Source organism: Variovorax sp. AC194, from assembly GCF_979257995.1.
The window spans coordinates 2,533,150-2,550,139 of sequence record NZ_OZ409823.1 but is presented as its reverse complement, the minus strand read 5'-3'; the positions used below and the strand labels follow the sequence as shown (position 1 = coordinate 2,550,139).

At 67.3% G+C, this 16,990-nt stretch carries 16 protein-coding genes and 1 pseudogene; 10 read left to right on the top strand and 7 right to left on the bottom strand.

The features are described 5' to 3' along the window. Nucleotides 1-309: 309 nt before the first annotated feature. On the bottom strand, nt 310-594 hold the full coding sequence (locus ACZYRS_RS12240) for a hypothetical protein (protein WP_463419482.1): 285 nt from the start codon (nt 592-594) through the stop codon (nt 310-312). Nucleotides 595-1,175: 581 nt separating this feature from the next. Beyond that, nucleotides 1,176-1,634 (bottom strand): MarR family winged helix-turn-helix transcriptional regulator, encoded by a 459-nt coding sequence (locus tag ACZYRS_RS12235; protein WP_463419481.1) that lies wholly within the window; start codon nt 1,632-1,634, stop codon nt 1,176-1,178. Between the two features lie 70 nt (nt 1,635-1,704). On the opposite strand from ACZYRS_RS12235, the gene ACZYRS_RS12230 reads away from it, so the two are divergent. The 3 genes from ACZYRS_RS12230 to ACZYRS_RS12220 all read left to right on the top strand — a co-directional run bounded on the left by ACZYRS_RS12230 (nt 1,705) and on the right by ACZYRS_RS12220 (nt 4,447). Then, entirely contained in the window at nt 1,705-2,865 is a 1,161-nt protein-coding gene (locus ACZYRS_RS12230; protein WP_463419480.1) for an FAD-dependent oxidoreductase, read from the top strand. 103 nt (nt 2,866-2,968) lie between these two features. Then, entirely contained in the window at nt 2,969-3,589 is a 621-nt protein-coding gene (locus ACZYRS_RS12225) for a PadR family transcriptional regulator (protein WP_463419479.1), read from the top strand. Between the two features lie 15 nt (nt 3,590-3,604). Beyond that, nucleotides 3,605-4,447: a siderophore-interacting protein gene (locus ACZYRS_RS12220; RefSeq protein ID WP_463419478.1), complete on the top strand. Its 843-nt coding sequence runs from the start codon at nt 3,605-3,607 to the stop codon at nt 4,445-4,447. A 10-nt stretch (nt 4,448-4,457) separates the two neighbouring features. On the opposite strand, the gene ACZYRS_RS12215 is transcribed toward ACZYRS_RS12220, so the two are convergent. The 4 genes from ACZYRS_RS12215 to ACZYRS_RS12200 all read right to left on the bottom strand — a co-directional run bounded on the left by ACZYRS_RS12215 (nt 4,458) and on the right by ACZYRS_RS12200 (nt 8,155). Further along, a complete protein-coding gene (locus ACZYRS_RS12215) occupies nt 4,458-5,990 on the bottom strand; it encodes a DHA2 family efflux MFS transporter permease subunit (RefSeq protein ID WP_463419477.1) in 1,533 nt (510 codons plus the stop codon). Then, nucleotides 5,987-6,454, bottom strand: a complete 468-nt coding sequence (locus ACZYRS_RS12210; protein WP_463419476.1) for a MarR family winged helix-turn-helix transcriptional regulator — start codon at nt 6,452-6,454, stop codon at nt 5,987-5,989. The genes ACZYRS_RS12215 and ACZYRS_RS12210 overlap by 4 nt, the downstream gene beginning before the upstream one ends. 63 nt (nt 6,455-6,517) lie before the next feature. Further along, nucleotides 6,518-7,495: a magnesium/cobalt transporter CorA gene (gene corA / locus ACZYRS_RS12205; protein WP_463419475.1), complete on the bottom strand. Its 978-nt coding sequence runs from the start codon at nt 7,493-7,495 to the stop codon at nt 6,518-6,520. A gap of 36 nt (nt 7,496-7,531) precedes the next feature. Continuing rightward, complete coding sequence (locus tag ACZYRS_RS12200) at nt 7,532-8,155, bottom strand: hypothetical protein (RefSeq protein WP_463419474.1); 624 nt, start codon at nt 8,153-8,155, stop codon at nt 7,532-7,534. A 277-nt stretch (nt 8,156-8,432) separates the two neighbouring features. On the opposite strand from ACZYRS_RS12200, the gene ACZYRS_RS12195 reads away from it, so the two are divergent. From ACZYRS_RS12195 to ACZYRS_RS12175, 5 genes and pseudogenes are all read left to right on the top strand, one after another. Next, nucleotides 8,433-8,774, top strand: a complete 342-nt coding sequence (locus tag ACZYRS_RS12195; protein WP_443083361.1) for a type II toxin-antitoxin system RelE/ParE family toxin — start codon at nt 8,433-8,435, stop codon at nt 8,772-8,774. Then, a complete protein-coding gene (locus tag ACZYRS_RS12190; protein WP_463419473.1) occupies nt 8,771-9,103 on the top strand; it encodes a helix-turn-helix domain-containing protein in 333 nt (110 codons plus the stop codon). The genes ACZYRS_RS12195 and ACZYRS_RS12190 overlap by 4 nt, the downstream gene beginning before the upstream one ends. A 92-nt stretch (nt 9,104-9,195) precedes the next feature. Further along, nucleotides 9,196-11,792: pseudogene (gene mutS / locus ACZYRS_RS12185) on the top strand (DNA mismatch repair protein MutS). A 27-nt stretch (nt 11,793-11,819) separates the two neighbouring features. Next, nucleotides 11,820-12,659 carry a proteasome-type protease gene (locus ACZYRS_RS12180; RefSeq protein ID WP_013542517.1) on the top strand — a complete coding sequence of 280 codons (840 nt, stop codon included), beginning with the start codon at nt 11,820-11,822 and terminating at the stop codon, nt 12,657-12,659. Between the two features lie 5 nt (nt 12,660-12,664). Beyond that, entirely contained in the window at nt 12,665-13,489 is an 825-nt protein-coding gene (locus ACZYRS_RS12175) for an alpha/beta hydrolase (RefSeq protein WP_463419472.1), read from the top strand. Here the strand turns inward: ACZYRS_RS12175 and ACZYRS_RS12170 are convergent. Continuing rightward, nucleotides 13,472-14,008, bottom strand: coding sequence for an MOSC domain-containing protein (locus ACZYRS_RS12170; RefSeq protein WP_463419471.1), 537 nt, complete (start codon nt 14,006-14,008; stop codon nt 13,472-13,474). The two genes, ACZYRS_RS12175 and ACZYRS_RS12170, sit on opposite strands and share 18 nt — an antisense overlap. 251 nt (nt 14,009-14,259) lie before the next feature. Between ACZYRS_RS12170 and ACZYRS_RS12165 the strand changes: the two genes are divergently transcribed. Together ACZYRS_RS12165 and ACZYRS_RS12160 are read left to right on the top strand one after the other, a co-directional pair. Next, entirely contained in the window at nt 14,260-14,967 is a 708-nt protein-coding gene (locus tag ACZYRS_RS12165) for a response regulator transcription factor (protein WP_198787297.1), read from the top strand. A gap of 183 nt (nt 14,968-15,150) precedes the next feature. Continuing rightward, nucleotides 15,151-16,977: a sensor histidine kinase gene (locus ACZYRS_RS12160; RefSeq protein WP_463419470.1), complete on the top strand. Its 1,827-nt coding sequence runs from the start codon at nt 15,151-15,153 to the stop codon at nt 16,975-16,977. Nucleotides 16,978-16,990 lie beyond the last annotated feature (13 nt).

The following is a 16,990-nucleotide window of genomic DNA, read 5'->3' as shown; positions in this document are numbered from 1 at the left end:
CTGGTGATTCAAATGCCCACAGCGTCCGAAAAGTGGACTTAAAGGTGATTCTGCAGGACCGTCAGGCTATCCGGCACAGAAAGCCGGGCGTGAAATGTCCCTTTTTGAGCTGACGCACGGTCGATCCGCGCCACTGCGGAAGCAGATCTGCACGGTGCCCTGGCAGCGAGTTTCGACTTTGTAGAGCGAAGGAAACTGCGTCTCCTCGGACGCAGTTTCAGAAAGCCATTTCCGCTTCACAGCTCATATCAGACTCAGAGTTCAACGAGCTGATTCTGAGCCGTGGCCTCAGAGACTGAGGCCTCGGGGTTACCCCCTCACACTCCCCTGCACCAGTTCCTCCACCTCCATCGCCAGATCCGCAGCGATCCAGACGATGTTCGATCGGTGTTCTTCTCCTGCTTCTTCGAACCAGCCGTTGCCGTCGCCGTAGGCGCACCACAGCAGTGATCTGAGTTGGGCGGCTTTGTTTTCGAGGAGGTCGAACGCGTCCTGGCCGGTCGGGGGCACGGGCGGTGAGCCGCTGGTGAGGGCGGTTGCCGTGTGACGGGAAGACTTGGGCGTAGAGCGCCCGGCGATAATTTGCTTAGCCATTTGGTGTGCGTCCTGAAAAGTTAATGCACGTCATGTGGTTAGACGGTCAAGGTGCGTGAACACCTTGGCCGTCGCCTTTTGCGCCTCACATTCGCATCGCCAGCACAAGGCCATCGACACCCGCTGTGAGGCAAAGCGGTTCATTCGTTCATTCGTTTTTCCGGGGCTGTTTGTCTGACGCTGTTCGTCGCGCACTCGGTGCGGCGTCTTGTCGTCAGGGCATTCACTGTAGAGAAGCAAAGCCGTGTCCGGCGAAGAGAATTCGTCTAGGAATTCTCGAATTCGCGAGGTATCTGCGGGCTCGCGGCCGAGGGACACAAAGGGCTGACATTTGAAGGCCCGACGCGCGCCAGGCGCGGTGCAAAAGCCGCGGCATCCGACGAAGAAAAACGAGGCGGGGCTGTGCGCAATTCGTCCCGCTCAATTCATCGCGCACATGGGGCCGCAAAGCGCGCGATGAAGCCGGGGATGCTGCGCGATCACTCGTTCCCTCGTTCCCTCGGTCGCACTGTGCGATGCGATGCGCTTCGCGAGGGCCGACCGTCAATCGCTCAAGGCGACACCGCTGCGCGCCGGTGCCATCAGCCGCCGCCCATGCGCTCCACGTTCGCATTCACGCGCCGCAGCAGCGCCAGCAGCTGCGCGACCTCCGCCTTGGAGAAGCCGGCCAGCGCCTGCTGCGTGTGCCCTTCCATCAGCGCCGTGGCCTTGGGCAGCCGCCGCGCGGCCAGCGGCGTGAGCGAGATGAGGCGGCTGCGCTTGTCGGCGGGGTCGTCCACGCGCTGGACCAGGCCGTCGCGCTCCATGCGGGTGAGCAGCTGCGCCATGCTGGGCTGCTCGACCTGCGCGATGCGCGCGAGCTCGGCCTGCGAGAGCGCCTTGCTTTTCTTGAGCGACACGAGCACCGGCAGCTGGCCCGCGGCCAGGCCCGCTTCGCGCAGATCGGCATCGGCGATGCGCACGAAGCCGCGGGCGACGCGGCCGATGAGCTTGAGGGGGTTGGTTTCAGGGAGATCGAGGGTGTCGTTGGCTTCGGTCATGCGCTCATTCTATACATAGGCTCCTATGCTAATATGCATAGGAACCTATCCTTTCTGCGGAGTCATCCGGATGCATCCCTCTTCTTCTGTTTTCACGCCCCGCATCGCCATCGTCGGCGCGGGCCCCGGCGGCCTCATGCTGGCGCGCCTGCTGCACCTGTCGGGCATCGCGGCCACCGTGTTCGAGCGCGAAGACAGCGCGCTCGTGCGGCCGCAGGGCGGCACGCTCGACCTGCACGAAGACTCGGGGCTGATGGCCGTGCGCCGCGCCGGCCTCGAAGCCGGGTTCCTTCGCATCGCGCGCTATGACGACCAGGGCTCGCGGCTGGTCGACAAGTCGGGGCGCGTGCTTTTCGAGGAGCCCGATGCGTCCGCGGGCGACCGGCCCGAGGTCGATCGCACGGCGCTGCGCGACATGCTGCTCGCGTCGCTGCCCGATGGCTGCGTGCAGTGGGGGTGCGCGCTGCGCGAGGTGGTGCCGCAAGGCGATGGTCAATGGAGCCTCGCCTTCTCGAACGGTGAGGCCGGGCCCTTCGATCTCGTGGTCGGCGCGGACGGCGCGTGGTCGCGCGTGCGGCCGCTGCTGTCGCCGTACAAGCCGCAGTACAGCGGGCTGACCTTCATCGAGTTCGGCATCGACGACGTGGACCGCAGCCACCCTGCCCTCGCGCAGCTGGTCGGGCGCGGCAAGCTCGACGTGCAGGGCAATGGCATGTCGATCATTGCGCAGCGCAACGGCAACGCGCACATCCGGGGGTACGCGATCTTCCGGGTGCCGGCGGATTGGGCGGCGCAGCGTTTCGACTTCGCCTCGCCCGCCGCTGTGCGCAGCGCCCTGCTTGCCGAGTTCACGGGGTATGGCGATGCGATCACCGATCTCTTTCGCGCGAGCAACGACAACTTCGCGGCGCGGCCGATTCATGCGCTGCCGGTCGGGCATTGCTGGGCGCACCGGCGCGGGCTCACGCTGCTGGGCGATGCGGCGCATGTGATGTCGCCGTTCGGCGGCGAAGGCGTGAATGCCGCGCTGAGGGATGCCGCTGAATTGGCCGCGCTGCTGGCCTCGGAACAGGACTGGGACAGCGCCGTCGCGGCTTACGAAACGCAGATGTTCGAGCGCGTGGCCGAGATCGCGGAAGGCTCGGCCGAAGCGGCGGCCGTGCAGCTGTCGCACATCGGCGAGGCGCTGACGCTGGCGCACCTTCACCAGCACCGGGCCGGCGCTGCGTAGCGCCCCTTCGCCCCGCTCCCGGAAATGGCCGGATGCATGTCTGTTTGACTTTTAAATCGATATATCTAAAATACTTTCGATACCAGTCATGAAGGACATCGACATGCGACACCCCCACTTCGGCCATCACCACCACAACCACCACTGCCACGCCCCCCGTGGCGAACACGACGACGGCTGCTCGGGCGGCCGCGGCCGGCACCACGGCGCGCCCGGCGACGAGCGCATGCACGGAGGCCGCGGCGGACGCGGCGGCGGGCGCGTATTCGGCCACGGCGGCCTGCGCTTCGTGCTGCTGCAGCTGATCGCCGACAAACCGTCGCACGGCTACGAGCTCATCAAGGCCATCGAAGACCGCCTGGGCGGGAGCTACGCGCCGAGCCCCGGCGTGGTCTACCCCACCCTCACGCTGCTCGAGGAGATGGGCCACCTGAGCGTGGAAACGGCCGATGGCGGTGGCCGCAAGCGCTACAGCATCACGCCCGGCGGCCAGGAGTTTCTGGCCGCCAACCGCGAAACGGCCGACGCCATGATGGCCCGCATGTCGGGCGGCGTGGACGGCGCGGGCCCGCGCGGCGGACGCCCGCCGCAGGTCACGCGCGCCATCGAGAACCTGAAGCTCGCGATGCGCATGCGCTTGTCGGGCGCGCCCCTCACCGAACAACAAGCCCACGATTTCGCCGCGGTGCTCGACAGCGCCGCTCAACAGTTAGAGCGCATCTGAACCAACTTTTTTGAAATGACCGACTTCACAACCACTACTGCTTCTTCCAGCACTCCAGACCGCACGCCGCGCCGCGTGCGCCATGACCTTCGCTTTCGCCAGCTCACGGTGAAGACGGTGCAGCGCGTGACGCCGCACCTCATCCGCATCGTGCTCACGGGCGACGACCTCGCGGGCTTCACGAGCCCGGGGTTCGACGACCACGCGAAGATCTTTTTCCCCGATGCCGCAACGGGCCAGCTCACGCTGCCGACGGCCGGGCCCGATGGCCCGGTCTGGCCCGCGAGCGGCCGCCCCACGATGCGCGACTACACGCCGCGCCGCCACGACGCCAAGGCCAACACGCTGGAGATCGACTTCGCGCTGCACGACGCCGGCCCCGCCACGCAATGGGCCGAGAAGGCCAAGCCCGGCGACACGCTGGGCGTGGGCGGCCCGCGCGGCTCGTTCATCGTGCCGACCGAATTCGACTGGCACCTGCTCGTGGGCGACGACACCGCGCTGCCCGCCATCTCGCGCCGCCTGGCCGAATTGCCGGCCGGTGCGCGGGCGGTGGTGCTGGCGGAAGTCGACAGCGAAGCGGACGAGATTCCGTTCGAGACGAAGGCCGAGCTCACGCTGCAGTGGGTGTACCGGCGCGGCGCCGAGGCCGGCGTGAGCACAGTGCTGGTCGATGCGCTGAAGGCCGCGAAGCTGCCGGCCGGTGACTTCCATGCATGGGTCGGCTGCGAGTCGGGCATCGCAAAGGCCGTGCGCGCGCACCTCGTGAGCGAGCGCGGCGCGAATCCGAAGTGGACGCGGGCGTCGGGCTACTGGCGGCGCGGCACTGCGGCCACGCACGATTCGCACGACGAGTAAGCGCGCGTCGTCAGTGCGGCACTTCGGCGGGGCCTGACGCGGCCGCATTGCGCCGCGGGCTGCGGATCAGCAGCAGCAGCGGAATCGCCAGCAGCGTGATCACCATCATGATCGCGAAGTCGTCGAGGTAGCCGATGAGCGCGCCCTGCCGCGTGACCTCGGCGTTGAGCATCGCGAGCCCGGTCATGGTGTCGGGCGACATCATCGGCGGCAGGTTGATCAGCCCCGGGTTGCCGGGCGTGACCGTCGCCGCGATCTGCGCATGCGCCTTGCTCGAGCCTTCGGTCAACAGCGCCTGCACGATCGAGATGCCCACGCTGCTGCCGATGTTGCGCAGCAGGCTGAAGATGGGCGTGCCCTGGTTGCGAAGGCGCGGCGCGAGCGTCGCGAAGGTGGCGGTCGACAGCGGCACGAAGGTGAAGCCGATGCCCAGCCCCTGGATGAAGCCCGAGAGAACGATGAGGCTGCTGTCCATCTGCAGCGTGAGCCGCGTCATCTGGTAGAGCGAGAACGCCGTGAGGCCGAAGCCCACGGCCATGATGGCGCGCACGTCGATGCGCTGCACGAGGCGCCCGACGATGATCATCGCGATCATGGTGCCCACGCCGCGCGGCGCGGTCACCTCGCCGGTGTAGACGACCGGATAGCCCATGAGCCCTTGCAGGAAGTTGGGCAACAGCGCCATCGTCGCGAACAGGATCATGCCCACGATGAACGCGAACAGGAGGCCGGTGACGAAGTTGCGGTCTTTGAGCAAATCGCGGTCGAAGAACGACACGCCCTGCACCGTCCATGTGTGGACCACGAAGAAGCCGAAGGCCACGAGCGCGGCGGCGGCTTCGAGCTTGATTTCCCACGAGTCGAACCAGTCGAGCTGCTCGCCGCGATCGAGAAACAATTGCAGCATGCCGATCGCGAGGCTCAGCGTGACGAAGCCGAAGATGTCGAGCTTCTCGCCCTGCGGCCGGCTCTCGGGCAGGTAGCGCGCGATGCCCCAGAACGCGAAGATGCCCACGGGCAGGTTGATGAAGAACACCCAGCGCCAGTCGAAGTTCTCGGTGAGCCAGCCGCCCAAAAGCGGCCCGAGGATGGGCCCGACCATGATGCCCGCGCCCCAGATGGCCATGGCCTGGCCGACCTTCTCGCGCGGGTTGATATCGAGCAGCACCGCCTGCGACAGCGGCACCAGCGCCGCGCCGAACACGCCCTGCAAGAGGCGCGCGGCCACGATGCCCACGAGCGACGTCGCCACGCCGCACAGCGCCGAAGCGACCGTGAACCCGATCACCGAAATGATGAACACGCGCCGCCGCCCCCAGTGGCCGCACAGCCACCCGGTGAGCGGCAGCGCGATGGCCGAGGCGACGATGTAGGAGGTGAGCACCCAGGTGATCTGGTCCTGCGAGGCCTGAAGGCTCCCCTGCATGTGGGGCAAGGCGACGTTGGCGATGGTGGTGTCCAGCGCCTGCATGATGGTCGCCAGCATGATCGAGATGGTGATCATGCCGCGGTGCGGCACGGTGGTTCCGGGGGCGACGCTCATGGTTTTTGCGCGTCGCCGGAGGTGATGTCCACAAGGCTGCCGCGCACCTTGTTGAGCAGGACCAGCAACTGCGCGCGCTCGGGCTGCGAGAGCACCGACATCACGCGCGCGTTGAGGCCGTCGCTGATGCTCAGCGCCGCATCGAGCGCCTTCTCGGCGCTGGGCTGCAGGTGGATCTTGTTGACGCGGCGGTCGGTGGCGCTGGGCTCGCGGCGAATCCAGCCGGCTGCGGCCATGCGGTCGCACAGGCCCGCGACGGCCATGGGGGTGAGGTCCAGGCGCTGCGCGAGTTCGGCCTGCGAGAGCGGCTCTTCGTCGCCGCGCATCGCGAGCACGCCCAGGAGGCGGCATTGCGCGCTGGTCAGGCCGATGCGTTCGCGCGCGAGGCGGTCGAACTCATCGACGTAGAGCTTGCCGACCTCCTTGACGAGGAAGCCGAAGCGCTGGGTGAAGTCCCTTTTCATAAGGGACTGGATTATCTACATGTTTATTAGTTTGGGATTAGCAGGCTGAGCGGCGCACGGCCTTCAGAGCCAGCCCGCGCGCCTGAACCGGTAGTACAGATAGCCGCAGGTGCTGACGATGAGCCCCAGCGCCACCGCATAGCCGTACCTGAATTTCAGCTCGGGCATGTTCTCGAAGTTCATGCCCCAGATGCCGGCGAACGCGGTGCACACCGCGAAGATGCTGGCCCAGGCCGCGAGACGCTTGGTGACTTCGCTGTCTTCGATGGTCACCATCGACAGGTTCACCGCGATGGCGGTGCCGATGGTGTCGCGCATCGCGTCGATCGAGCCGTTGATGCGGCCCAGGTGGTCGCCCACGTCGCGAAAGTATTCCTGCGTGCCCATGCAGATCTGCGGCACGCGCCCGCCATACAGCTTGCCCGCGGCCTCCACGAGCGGGGCCACCGCGCGCTTCAGGGTCATGCTGCGGCGCTTCAGGTCATAGAGCTGCTTGATCTTGTCGCGCGCCGCGCCGCTGTGGCCGAAGATCTGCTGCTCGATGGTCTCCAGCTCGACCTCGAGCGCATCGATGACGGGAAAGTAGCGGTCGACCACCGCGTCCATCAGCGCATAGAGCACGAAGCCCGCGCCGTTGCGCAAGAGGTCGGGCTCGCGCTCGCAGCGCTCGCGCACGCCCAGAAAGCCTTGCTGGCTGCGGTTGCGCACCGAGAGCACGTAGTTGCGGCCGACGAACACATCGACCTCGCCCACGTTCACGCAGTGCTCGCCCTCTTCCGATGGCTCCACCAGGTGCATGACGACGAAGAGCGAATCGCCGTACTCCTCGACCTTGGGGCGCTGGTGGCCGTGGTGGGCGTCTTCGACGGCCAGCGGATGCAGGTTGAATTCCTTCTGCATCTCGGCCAGTTCCTCGGGCGCGGGATCGCTCAGCGCCACCCACACGAAGCAGCCGGGCCGGGTGATGTAGTCGCTGATGTCCTCGACGGGAATGTCGGCGAGCTTGGCGCCGTTTTCGTAGGCCACGCAGTTGATCAGCATCGGTGCTCGTCCATGTCAGTCGTGCGGCGCGACGTGTCAGATCGCCGCGTCGGATTTCGCGGCCGCGGCCAGGTCGCGGGTGGCTGCCAGCGAGGCCTCGATGGCCTGCGTCTCGCCGTTGAGCAAGGCGAGGCCCTTTTCGGCGAAGGCCGCGTGGCTCGCCACGTCGGCCCACAGGCTCACCGCGGCTTCGGCGCAGGTGAGCGAGGTGAAGCGGATGCGGCCCTTGGCCAGATCGATGAAACGCTTCTCGCGCAGCGGGTCCGCGCGGTCCCACGCACCGCCGATGAGCACGCGCTTGCCGCGCTTGATGCGCGGCTCGCGCTCGGCGAAGAAAGGCAGCTTGGCGGAGACCCAGCCGAGCATGCCGCTCTTGGATGCAGTGTCGTAGTCGGAGGGCGCGGCGTGCGCCTTCGCATAGTCGCGCAGGGTGCCCAGCTGGTAGAGCACCGGGTCCTTGGGGCCGGCCGGGCCGCCTTCGACGGGCCGGATGACGGAGGGGCCGTTGCCTGCGCCGCGCTCGGGGCGTTTCGACTTGCGCAGGTCCGCCAGCTGGGCGGGCGACATGCACAGATACAGCGCCGCGAGTTCGGCGGGCAAGGTGGCGGTGTCGGGGAGCGCGTCCGCTTCAGGGCCTTTGATTTCTTCCGGGGGGGCCATGGGCGCCTTGTTCTTCACGCGGGGTTTGCGCGGGGGGATTTTAGAGCGGGGGATGCGGACGGATGGATGCGGACATTGCGCCCGGTATCGCTGCCGCAGGCCGCGCGAACGATCAGCCTCGGTACCCGCGCAAAGTTCACGGTAATCGGGACCGAGTTGGCCAGCGCCTGCGAAAAAGCATGCAGGCCGTGCCGAGAATGATTCGACAGGGGGGAAGCCATTGCGTGTGGAGCGCATCGGCTTTCGCGTATAAAATCTTATACAGACAGGCGCGTTGATGGACGAAAAGGAAATTCGGTGGGTTGGCTCTTCCTATGCGGATCTGCTGACCTTCCCCGAGGAGCCACGCCGGGCAGCCGGCTTCGAGTTGGGCAAGGTACAGGCCGGGCTGGACCCGACGGACTGGAAGCCCTTCAACGACGTTGGCGCCGGCACGCGGGAAATCCGGCTCAGGGATTCAAGCGGTATCTATCGCGTGATGTACGTAGCCAAGTTCGAGGAAGCGATTTATGTCCTGCATTGCTTCCAGAAGAAGACACAAGCCACCAGCCAGCAGGACAAGGCCATCGCCGAGACGCGCTACCGCGCGATGATCGACACAAGGAAGCATCGACCATGAAGACCGACACCACCATCCAGCACGTCACAAAGCCGGGCGCCAACATCTTTCTCGAACTGGGCTTTCCGGCGGCCGAGGCCAAGCGTCTGCACGCCGCATCGCAAAAGCAGATCAACGACACGCGGCTGTTGAAGCAGCAGCTCATGGAGGAGCTGTCGAACTGGATCGAAGCGCATCACCTGAAACAGGCCGAAGCCGCAGAAATCCTGATGGTCTCCCGTCCTCGGGTTTCCGACGTGGTCAACAGGAAGACCACCAAATTCACCCTCGACACACTGGTCGAAATGCTCAGCCGCATCGGCAAGCCGGTGAAGCTGAGCGTCGGCTGAGCGCCGCCCTCCCGTCCCCGATAATCCCCCGAGTGAAAACGACGACTGCCCAATCCCTTCCCCCGACCAGCGATCTCTCCGGGCACACGCCCATGATGGCGCAGTACCTGGGCCTCAAGGCGAACCATCCGGACACGCTGCTGTTCTACCGGATGGGCGATTTCTACGAACTGTTCTGGGCCGATGCCGAAAAGGCCGCGCGCCTGCTGGACATCACGCTCACCCAGCGCGGCCAGTCGGCGGGCCAGCCCGTCGTGATGTGCGGCGTGCCCTTCCATGCGGTCGATACGTACCTCGCGCGGCTCATCAAGCTGGGTGAATCGGTAGCCATCTGCGAGCAGGTGGGAGAGGTCGGCGCGAGCAAGGGGCCGGTGGAGCGCAAGGTGGTGCGGGTGGTCACGCCCGGCACGCTGACGGATTCGGAACTGCTCAACGACAAGAGCGAATCTTTGCTGCTCGCGGTGCATGCGGGCACGCGCAATTTCTGCGGGCTCGCGTGGCTGAGCGTGACGGGCGCCGAGCTGCGGCTGGCCGAGTGCCCGGCCGATGCGCTCGAGGCGTGGATCGCGCGCATCGCGCCGAGCGAACTGCTCTACAGCGCGGAGGTGACGCCGGCCTTCGAGCAGCGCCTGAAAGCCGCGCGGGCGGCAACGCCCTTCACGCTCTCGATCCGCCCTGCGTGGCAGTTCGACGGCGGCCTGGGCGAGCGCAAGCTCAGCGAGCAGATGGGCAGCAACAGCCTGGCTGCGTGGAATGCCGAATCGCTGACCAACGCGCATGCCGCCGCGGCCGCGCTGCTGGGTTATGCAGAGCACACGCAGGGCCGTGCGCTCTCGCATGTGAAGCGGCTTTCTGTCGAACGCGATGGCGACCTGATCGAGCTGCCGCCCACCACGCGGCGCAACCTCGAACTGGTGCAGACGCTGCGCGGCGAAGATTCGCCCACGATGTTCTCGCTGCTCGACACCTGCATGACGGGCATGGGCAGCCGCCTCGTGAAGCGCTGGCTGCTCTCGCCGCGGCGCGACCGGAGCGAAGCGCAAGCGCGGCTCGAAGCCATCGGCGCGCTGCATTCCACGGTGCTCGGCGGCACGGCCGCGCCGTGGCGCACGCTGCGCGAACAATTGAAGAACACGAGCGATGTGGAGCGCATCGCCGCGCGCATCGCGCTGCGCCAGGTGCGCCCGCGCGAGTTGCTGGCGCTGCGTCTGGCGCTCGACAAGGCCGAGCATTTGGCACCGCTGCTTCCCGCCGCCGCGCCGCTGCTGGCGCGCATCGCCGAGCGGCTCGCGCCGCCGCCGGGGTGCGCCGATCTGCTGGTGAGCGCGATCAAGCCCGACCCTTCGGCGCTGGTGCGCGACGGCGGCGTGATCGCCACCGGCCACGACGCGGAGCTCGACGAGCTGCGCGCCATCAGCGACAACTGCGACGATTTCTTGCTGAAGCTCGAAGTGAGCGAGCGCGAGCGCACCGGCATCAGCAACCTGCGGGTGCAGTTCAACCGGGTGCACGGCTTCTACATCGAGGTGACGCAGAGCGCGCTTTCCAAGGTGCCCGACAACTACCGCCGCCGCCAGACGCTGAAGAACGCCGAGCGCTTCATCACGCCCGAGCTGAAGGCCTTCGAAGACAAGGCGCTGAGCGCGCAAGACCGGGCGCTCGCCCGCGAGAAGTGGCTCTACGAGCAGTTGCTCGATGCGCTGCAGCCCTCGGTGCCCGCGCTTACGCAGCTGGCCGGCGGCATCGCGACGCTCGATGCGCTGTGCGCGCTGGCCGAGCGTTCGCACACGCTGCACTGGCGCGCGCCGAGCTTCGTGGCGCATCCGTGCATCGAGATCCAGCAGGGACGGCATCCTGTGGTGGAGGCGCGGCTTGCAGAGAAATCGTCGGGCGGCTTCATCGCCAACGACACGCAGCTCGGACCGCAGCAGCGCATGCAGGTGATCACCGGGCCGAACATGGGCGGCAAGTCGACGTACATGCGGCAGGTGGCGATCATCGTGCTGCTCGCCTCCATCGGCTCGCACGTGCCGGCGGCGGCCTGCCGGCTCGGGCCGATCGATGCGATCCACACGCGCATCGGCGCGGCGGACGACCTGGCCAATGCGCAATCGACCTTCATGCTGGAGATGACCGAGGCCGCGCAGATCCTGCACAGCGCCACGGCGCAATCGCTGGTGCTGATGGACGAAATCGGCCGCGGCACCAGCACCTTCGACGGCCTCGCGCTGGCCGCGGGCATTGCAGCGCAGTTGCATGACCGCAGCAAGGCCTTCACGCTCTTCGCGACGCACTACTTCGAGCTGACCGAGTTCCCGGCCACGCACCACGGCGCGGTGAACATGCACGTGAGCGCGACCGAGGCGGGCCGCGACATCGTGTTCCTGCACGAAATGCAGCCGGGCCCGGCCAGCAAGAGCTACGGCATCCAGGTGGCGCGGCTTGCGGGCATGCCGGCCGCGGTGGTCAACCATGCGCGACAGGCGCTGGAGGCGCTCGAATCGCAGCATGCCCAAACGCGTGCGCAGGTGGACCTGTTCGCCCCCCGCCCGTGGCCGAGACGCCGCTGGCCAGCGCCGTAGAATCCGCGCTGGCTGCGCTAGACCCCGACACCATGAGCCCGCGCGAAGCCCTCGACGCGCTCTATGCCCTCCAGAAACTGAACACGCGTGAACGCAGTGCCGCCTGAGTGGCCTGATTCATGCGAGACGAACTCATGACTTATTGCGTAGGCATCAAACTCAACGCCGGCCTGGTGTTTCTCTCCGACTCGCGCACGAACGCGGGCGTGGACCACATCAGCACCTTCCGCAAGATGATCGTCTACGAGCAGCCGGGGGACCGGGTGATGGTGCTGCTGTCGTCGGGCAACCTGAGCATTTCGCAGTCGGTGCGCGAGATCCTGCAGATCGAAGAGCTTCGCGAAACGCGCGAAGACGGCTCGCAGGGCGACCCGATCACCATCTGGAACGCCAAGAGCATGTTCGACGCGGCGCGCGTGCTGGGCTCGGCGGTGCGCCATGTGTACGACCGCGATGCCGAGGCGCTGAAGCACGCGGGGCTCGACTTCAACGTGTCCTTCATCTTCGGCGGGCAGGTCAAGGGCGAGGGCATGCGCCTCTTCCTGGTCTACGCCGCGGGCAACTTCATCGAAGCGACCACCGAGACGCCTTACTTCCAGGTGGGCGAATCGAAGTACGGCAAGCCCGTGCTCGACCGGGTGCTCACACCCGAGACGCCGCTCGATGAAGCCGCCAAGTGCGCGCTGGTGTCGATGGACTCGACGATGAAGTCGAACCTCTCGGTGGGCCTGCCGCTGGACCTGGTGGTGTACGAGGCCAACAAGTTCGAGACCGACCGGGTGATCTGCATCGACGCCGACAACCCCTACTACCGCATGATGCACAACAGCTGGGGCCAGAAGCTGCGCGAGGTGTTCGACAGCATCGAGGACCCGGTGTGGGACGACAGCCATACCGAGCATCCGTTGAAGATGCCGGCCACGCGGCACGGCGCGCTGCGGAAAATCTCGACGCCCGACGAAAAGCTCATCTGAAAGCCGTGCCGCCCGTCATCTTTTCGCACGGCAACAGCTTTCCCGCGAGCACCTACCGCGTCGTCCTCGAGAGCCTCCGCAACCGCGGCTTCGAGGTCGATGCCATCGAGAAATTCGGGCATGACCCGAAGTACCCCGTCACCGACAACTGGCCGCATCTGGTGCAGCAGCTGGCCGATTTCGCGCAGGTGCGCGCCGATCGCGCGGGCGGGCCGGTGTTCCTTATCGGCCATTCGCTCGGCGGATTCCTGAGCCTGATGTGCGCGGCGCTGCATCCGGCGCTCGCGCGCGGTGTGGTGCTGATCGATTCGCCGATCCTGGGCGGCTGGCGCGCGAACACGCTCAATGTCGTGAAGCGCACGCCGCTCATGAAGAGCATTTCGCCCGGCGCCATCAGCCGAAAGCGCAAGAACACCTGGGCGCACCGCGAGGCGGTGTTCGAGCACTTTCGCAGCAAGAAGGCGTTCGCCAAGTGGGACGAGCAGGTGCTGCACGACTACATCGACCACGGCACCTTCGACGGCACTTCAAGCGGAATTACAGCAGGCGAGGACAGCCGCGAGCTGAGCTTCGACCGCGACGTGGAAACCGCGATCTACAACACCCTGCCCCACAACCTGGGCGCGCTGCTGCGCAGCCACCCGCTCAAGTGCAAGGCGGCGTTCATCGGCGGGCGGCAGTCGGCCGAGATGAAGCGCGTGGGCATGGCGATGACCGAGCAGGTGACCAAGGGGCGCATCGCGATGCTCGACGGCACGCACCTGTTTCCGATGGAGAAGCCGTTGGCGACTGCCGCGGCGGTCGAGGCCGCGCTACGCAACCTGTTGTGAGTCATCGGCGGAAAGCGGGCGGCATGCGATGCCGTCGCCGACGCGCAGCACCCCGCCACGCAGCACCCGCGCCGTCACGCCGCCATGGCCGCGCATGGCGTTGTAGCCGCCGGGGCCGAGCAGCTCTTCCATCCGTGAACACGGCTCGCACGGGCCGCTGACCTCGAGCAGCACCTCGGCGCCGATGGCCAGCACGAGCGGCTGGTCGCGAAACAGCGAGCGCGCCGCCAGCAGGTTCAGGCCCGAGACGACGAGGTTGCGGCGCAGCCCCTGTGCATCGACCTGCGCATGGCCGGTGAGCGCGGCGATCACGGGCAGGTGCTCGTGCTGGATCAGCGAGACCTGCCGCTTGCCGCCGGGACGCGCGGCGCCGATGCGGTCGCCCTCCAGTCCGCGCCCTTCCACCGCAACCGCCTCGCTCACCGACAGCACCGGCGCGCGGCGCGCCGGGCGCAGCAGGATGGCCTCGAGGCGGCCGGGCCGCGCGAATCGGCGGGTCAGTTCATGAAGGTCGGGCATGCGGGGATTGTCTCCAGGTCTTTGGAGGCGCTCGCGGGCGAATACGGCGGTATTCGTGCCATCCAGGCCCCCAACGGCCTGCCGGACCCGATCGGAACGCCCTATTCCAAAGAGCGCGATGGTTCGTGCCGGCTCTTCGCCGCCCTGTTTTCAACCAGGAAACTCTCGGATACAACCGGCATGTTCTGCAACAATCCCGATATAAGTAAAAACGTCGTACAGACCCAGGGACCGATCAAAATTCCGCCCACATGTCCAATTTGCAGCTGGAAGACGTCGAAGCCGTTTCGTTGAGCCCCGCCCTGGTGGTCGAAGACGATCCGGCCATGCGCGAGCGGCTGGCCTATGTGCTGTCCACGCTCGGATGCGACGAGCCGCAGATCGCCTGGGCCGACAGCGTGACCACGGCCAAGGCCTTGCTCGACGAGCAGGATTTCGGCGTGGCGCTGGTCGATATCGGCCTGCCCGACGGCAGCGGCGTCGAGCTGATCGGCTGGATGCGCACGCTGCACCCCAAGGTGCCCGCGGTGGTGGTCTCGGCCTGGCGGACCGAGGAAATCATCTTTGCCGCGCTGCGTGCCGGCGCCATCGGCTATCTGCTCAAGGAACGCGACGACCTGGAGCTGAGCATCGCGCTGCGCAGCATCGAGCAGGGCGGCGCGCCCATCGATCCGGCGATCGCGCGGCGCATCCTCGGCTGGCTCGCGGCGCAGCAGCCGTCGCTGTCGGCGGTGCTGGCGGCCGATGCGCCGCCGCCGCTGCCCGTGGCGCTCACGCCGCGCGAGCGCAGCATCCTGGAGCTCGTCGCGCAGGGGCTGAGCAACCGCGACATGGCCGAATCGCTGTCGATCTCGCGGCTCACGGTGGAATGCCACACCAAGAACATCTACCGCAAGCTGGCCGTCACCTCGCGCACCGAGGCGGTCTTCCAGGGGCGCAGGCACGGCCTGCTGCGCTGAGGCGCCGACCGGGGCGCCGCCATCTCCTCTTCACCTCACCCGGCGCAGCCCGCCTGCGGGGCCATCCCCGAGCACTGTAGATCGCGAATGCCGCACCGAGAACATCGACCGCAGGAGGGCCCGAGCCATGCGCACCACGCACGCTCCCGCCTGGCGACAGCGCGGGCATGGCTCGTCGCGTCGATGGGCGCCCTCCTCTTCCTGCTCTTCACGGCCAGCGCGGCGATGGCGCAGCAGCCACCGCCGCCCGCACTCCACGTCGAAGCGGCACGCGCCACCGGCTGGGACGACACCGCCCCACCGGCCGACGGCTGGACGCCCGTCACCCTGCCCGACAGCTGGGCCGATCGCTGGCCCGGTTTCGACGGCGTGGTCTGGTACCGCCTGACCTGGGAGCAGCCGGCGCAGGTGCGCGAGGTCGGGCTTCTGCTGCACTACCTCAACATGGCCGGCGAGGTGTCGCTCAACGGCACGACGATCTCGCGCGACGAGAGCCTGGTCGAGCCGCTGACGCGCGCATGGAACGTGCCGCGCCAATGGCTGCTAGCGCCGCCGCTGCTGAAACCCGGCGGCACCAACACGTTGCTGGTGCGCGTGTCGGGCCTCTTCGCCTACCAGGCGGGCCTCGGGCCCGTGAGCCTGGGCACGCCCGCGGCCATGCAGGCGGAATACGCGCGCGAGCAGTTCGTGCGCCGCGACCTGCAGGTGCTGGGCCTCGCGGTAAGCGCCGCGGTCTCGGCTTTCTTCGCGGCGCTGTGGTTGCTGCGCCGGCGCGAAACGGCCTACGGCTGGTTCGCAATGATGTCGGTGCTGTGGCTCTTGTTCGGCTACAACCAGATCGCGACCAGCCCGTGGCCCTTTGCCGGCAACCACAGCTGGCAGGCGCTCAACACGTCGCTCTTCCTCGCCTTCAGCGTGTCGTACATCGTCTTTGCGCTGCGCTTCTGTGCATGGCGCATGCCGCGCCTGGAAGCCGCGGCGCTGCTGGTGGCGCTGGCCGGCGTGCTCGACCTGTGGTTCACGAGCGGCCAGAGCCTGCCGGTGCATCGCGCCGTCTGGACGCTGGTGGGCGGCCTCACCATCATCGCGGTGAACAGCGCATCGATCGTGCACGCCCTGCGCCATCGCGCGAGCCCCATGCGTTCGCTCGCGCCTTTCATGGCCGTCTCGGCCGCCACGGCGGCGCACGACCTCCTGGTGTTCACGCAGGTGATCGACAGCAACATCTACTACACGACCATGTCGTCCTACGTGCTGCTGCTGGGCATGGCGCTGACGCAGGCCGCGCGCTTCGTCAAGAGCCTGGAGCGCATCGAGAACTTCAACACCGAGCTAATCGAGGAAGTGAACGCCGCCAAGTCGGAACTCGCCGCCACGCTCGCGCAGCAGCATGCGCTGGAGCTCGCGCATGCGCGCATCGGCGAGCGCGTGAACCTCGCGAGCGACCTGCACGACGGCCTGGGCGGCATGCTGGTGGGCAGCATCGCGACGCTGGAGCGCACGCCCGCGAACCTCTCCGCGCCCGAGCTGCTCGCGATGCTCAAGAGCCTGCGCGACGACCTGCGGCTGATCATCGAGGCGACCGGCCGCCACGACGGCGCGCGCGCGTTCGGCGAGCTGCTCGCGCCGCTGCGGCACCGCACCTCGCAACTGCTCGATGCGAACGGCATCGATTGCCGCTGGCAGGTGTCGAACCTGGAGACGCTGGAGCTTCCGCCCTCGCAGAGCCTCGATTTGCTGCGCTTCCTGCAGGAGGCGCTGACCAATGTGCTCAAGCACAGCGCGGGCCGGCGTGTCGATGTGGCCGTGATGCGGGACGGTGCCGAATTGCAGCTCAGCGTGCGCGACGACGGCCGCGGCTTCGTGGTCGATGGGGCCGACAAGGCCGCGGGCTCTGGCCTGCGCAGCCTGCGCGCCCGTGCACGCAGGCTCGGGGCCGAGCTTCAGTTGCAGTCGCGGCCCGGCGAAACGCAGCTCGCGCTGCGGATGCCGCTGGTGCCGGCGGCTTGAGCCGCCTGGGCGG

What these genes read in the sequence shown, in the direction of transcription:
- ACZYRS_RS12195 (WP_443083361.1), top strand. Translation starts at nt 8,433, where the DNA reads ATGGACGAAAAGGAAATTCGGTGGGTTGGCTCTTCCTATGCGGATCTG.
- ACZYRS_RS12225 (WP_463419479.1), top strand. Translation starts at nt 2,969, where the DNA reads ATGCGACACCCCCACTTCGGCCATCACCACCACAACCACCACTGCCAC.
- ACZYRS_RS12235 (WP_463419481.1), bottom strand. Translation starts at nt 1,634, where the DNA reads ATGACCGAAGCCAACGACACCCTCGATCTCCCTGAAACCAACCCCCTC.
- ACZYRS_RS12165 (WP_198787297.1), top strand. Translation starts at nt 14,260, where the DNA reads ATGTCCAATTTGCAGCTGGAAGACGTCGAAGCCGTTTCGTTGAGCCCC.
- ACZYRS_RS12170 (WP_463419471.1), bottom strand. Translation starts at nt 14,008, where the DNA reads ATGCCCGACCTTCATGAACTGACCCGCCGATTCGCGCGGCCCGGCCGC.
- ACZYRS_RS12220 (WP_463419478.1), top strand. Translation starts at nt 3,605, where the DNA reads ATGACCGACTTCACAACCACTACTGCTTCTTCCAGCACTCCAGACCGC.
- ACZYRS_RS12160 (WP_463419470.1), top strand. Translation starts at nt 15,151, where the DNA reads ATGGGCGCCCTCCTCTTCCTGCTCTTCACGGCCAGCGCGGCGATGGCG.
- ACZYRS_RS12230 (WP_463419480.1), top strand. Translation starts at nt 1,705, where the DNA reads ATGCATCCCTCTTCTTCTGTTTTCACGCCCCGCATCGCCATCGTCGGC.
- ACZYRS_RS12200 (WP_463419474.1), bottom strand. Translation starts at nt 8,155, where the DNA reads ATGGCCCCCCCGGAAGAAATCAAAGGCCCTGAAGCGGACGCGCTCCCC.
- ACZYRS_RS12210 (WP_463419476.1), bottom strand. Translation starts at nt 6,454, where the DNA reads ATGAAAAGGGACTTCACCCAGCGCTTCGGCTTCCTCGTCAAGGAGGTC.
- ACZYRS_RS12190 (WP_463419473.1), top strand. Translation starts at nt 8,771, where the DNA reads ATGAAGACCGACACCACCATCCAGCACGTCACAAAGCCGGGCGCCAAC.
- ACZYRS_RS12240 (WP_463419482.1), bottom strand. Translation starts at nt 594, where the DNA reads ATGGCTAAGCAAATTATCGCCGGGCGCTCTACGCCCAAGTCTTCCCGT.
- ACZYRS_RS12215 (WP_463419477.1), bottom strand. Translation starts at nt 5,990, where the DNA reads ATGAGCGTCGCCCCCGGAACCACCGTGCCGCACCGCGGCATGATCACC.
- corA (WP_463419475.1), bottom strand. Translation starts at nt 7,495, where the DNA reads ATGCTGATCAACTGCGTGGCCTACGAAAACGGCGCCAAGCTCGCCGAC.
- ACZYRS_RS12180 (WP_013542517.1), top strand. Translation starts at nt 11,820, where the DNA reads ATGACTTATTGCGTAGGCATCAAACTCAACGCCGGCCTGGTGTTTCTC.